Annotated in this window: 4 protein-coding genes; all 4 read left to right on the top strand. The window is 50.1% G+C overall.

All coding sequences use genetic code 11. The annotated features are described in order from the left end of the window. The first annotated feature begins 413 nt into the window (after nt 1-413). The 4 genes from ABDZ76_RS17495 to ABDZ76_RS17480 all read left to right on the top strand — a co-directional run bounded on the left by ABDZ76_RS17495 (nt 414) and on the right by ABDZ76_RS17480 (nt 2168). Nucleotides 414-1274 (top strand): hypothetical protein, encoded by an 861-nt coding sequence (locus tag ABDZ76_RS17495; RefSeq protein WP_343808630.1) that lies wholly within the window; start codon nt 414-416, stop codon nt 1272-1274. 154 nt (nt 1275-1428) lie between these two features. Beyond that, complete coding sequence (locus tag ABDZ76_RS17490) at nt 1429-1749, top strand: hypothetical protein (protein WP_343808627.1); 321 nt, start codon at nt 1429-1431, stop codon at nt 1747-1749. Continuing rightward, nucleotides 1746-1898: a hypothetical protein gene (locus ABDZ76_RS17485; RefSeq protein ID WP_343808624.1), complete on the top strand. Its 153-nt coding sequence runs from the start codon at nt 1746-1748 to the stop codon at nt 1896-1898. Before ABDZ76_RS17490 ends, ABDZ76_RS17485 begins: the two co-directional genes overlap by 4 nt. Nucleotides 1899-1904: 6 nt before the next feature. Next, nucleotides 1905-2168: a DUF2312 domain-containing protein gene (locus ABDZ76_RS17480; RefSeq protein WP_343808621.1), complete on the top strand. Its 264-nt coding sequence runs from the start codon at nt 1905-1907 to the stop codon at nt 2166-2168. The last annotated feature ends 7 nt before the right edge of the window (nt 2169-2175 follow it).

Genomic DNA, 2175 nt, shown 5'->3' with positions numbered 1-2175 from the left:
ACCGCGCCGAAACCGCCCGTATTGCTGCGTTGGCTGTCGTTCGCGCAAAGGCACAAGATTGCGGTGAGCTTTAGAACTTGGGCTGCTGGTGCAGCTGAATGGATCTGTCCGGAGTTAAAAGAATGACACAGGAACTGAAGGTGCCGCTTTATTGCAAGCCAGTTCGTACTTCTTTTGAAGGCGAGGGCACATCAACCTATCGGGTGACACATGCAAGATAGGATCAGCCACAACGATATGGCCTTTGCCATGCAGAAGATGCTGTACAGCAAAGAACTATGGATCAAGACACACGCCAGAGGCAAAAATCCTCGCCCTTTTCATGAGGTAGAGGAGCAGGAAGGGCTTTGCCGTGCGCTTCGTCAGGCCGTTCACGATTATTCAGCAGCAGCTTCCAGAAACAGGAGTGCGGCATGAGTAGGTGGATTAGAGTTCAGACAGCTATCTTCGACCATGAGCTATTTCAAGCCGAACCTTTGACAGAGCGTGAAGCTTGGTTGTGGCTCATAGCCCATGCGGCATGGAAGGACACCAAGCATCGTATTGGCATGGACTTGCATGATGTACAGGCTGGCAGTCTTTTTGTGACCCTCCGCCAACTGCAAAAAGAGTGGCGTTGGAAGTCGGATTACCGTGTTCGCAGCTTCTTAAAACTGCTCGAAAAACACGAAATGATCGTTCAAAAAACCAACGCAGGAAAAACGCAAGTAACTATTTGTAATTATGCACATTATCAGGAAGTTGAACGCACAGAAAACGCAGCGAAAACGCAAGAGCAACGCACTAAAGACACCAATACACCAGTTAATACATCTTCACTACGTTCAGATGTATCGGTCAAATCGGTCGATCAGGAATTCGAAAATGAGTTTTGGCCATCCTATCCACGCAAAGTCGGGAAGGGACAGGCTCTCAAAGCATTCCGCACTGCTCGTAAGCAGGTTGGTCTCGAACCAATCCTTGCTGGCTTGAGCCGGTATGCCGCCGCTCGCAACGGTGAAAACCCAGAATACACGAAACACGCATCCACATGGCTGAACGGCCAATGCTGGCTGGATGAAGATCAGCCGAAATTCTCACCACACCGATCAGACCCGCCACGTCGCCGAGGTGAAACAGCTACCGATATTTGGCGTGATGAACTGATTGAACGAGGAGTTTTACGAAATGAACCAGATGGCCACCAATCAAACATACTCGATGTTGGTTTCGGAGGAGGACATTTCGAAAGCAATGTACATCCTCTCCGCGTTGCCTTCGCGGGTTCAAAGTGACCGTACGCTTTTCAAAGCAGTTTATTTCCGTGCATTGCATGGCGTCAGCCGTCACAGTCTTGAGGTTGCCGTGCAGAACATCATTCAGGGGCACTCAGAACTACAACACGGCTTCCTACCGTCACCACCAGAGCTTCGCAGGGAATGCGAGAGAGTGATGAAGCCAATCCTCGACAGCATGGCCTATGTCCGTGAAGTCGAGAAGGCAAAGGCAGAAGCCGTAGTTCGTCACCGTAATAGATCCAAAGTCGATAATACGAAAGGTCGCTCAGTTCTTGCGACTGGCATTGATCACGGCACATGGGTTTCCAGCGGTAAGCGTGACTATCCGGTTGGTTCCGTTTGGTGTGCGAAGACTGGAGCCGTTTATAGCCCGTTGCCAACTGTGGTGCCTCAGGCAGCTTCAAATGCTCGTTTTGCTGACATCCCAGATCAGCCAATCAAAGACACATTTAAACAGGTAGGAGCAGCATGAACGCACTCGACCTGTTCCGTATGGGCTTCAATACAATTGAAATTGCAGCTGCTCTTGGAAAGGCCGAGTTTGAGGTTGAGCGCCTGATCCACACTGAAAGAACGCAGCAAATTAACGATTACAAACGCCTGAGACAGGCGAGAAGATAGGAAAACATGACTGACGACATCACAACGGAAACAGCCCAGACCATCGCAACCGGCCAGCTTCGCGCTTTTATTGAACGATATGAGAGATTGGACGAGGAAAAGAAGGCAATCAGCGACGATCAGAAAGAGCTGGTTGCCGAGGTCAAGGGCAGCGGCTTTGACGTGAAGGCTTTCAAGGAAATCATCAAGCTACGTAAGAAGGAAGATCATGAGCGCCAAGAAGAGGAAGCCATGATCCAGCTCTACATGGACGCGTTGGGGATGACATGATGCTTAA

It is taken from the genome of Paenochrobactrum glaciei, assembly GCF_039522165.1.
GTDB lineage: Bacteria > Pseudomonadota > Alphaproteobacteria > Rhizobiales > Rhizobiaceae > Paenochrobactrum > Paenochrobactrum glaciei.
Note: the sequence above shows the minus strand (reverse complement) of the source record. Positions and strands in the feature narration are given on the sequence as shown.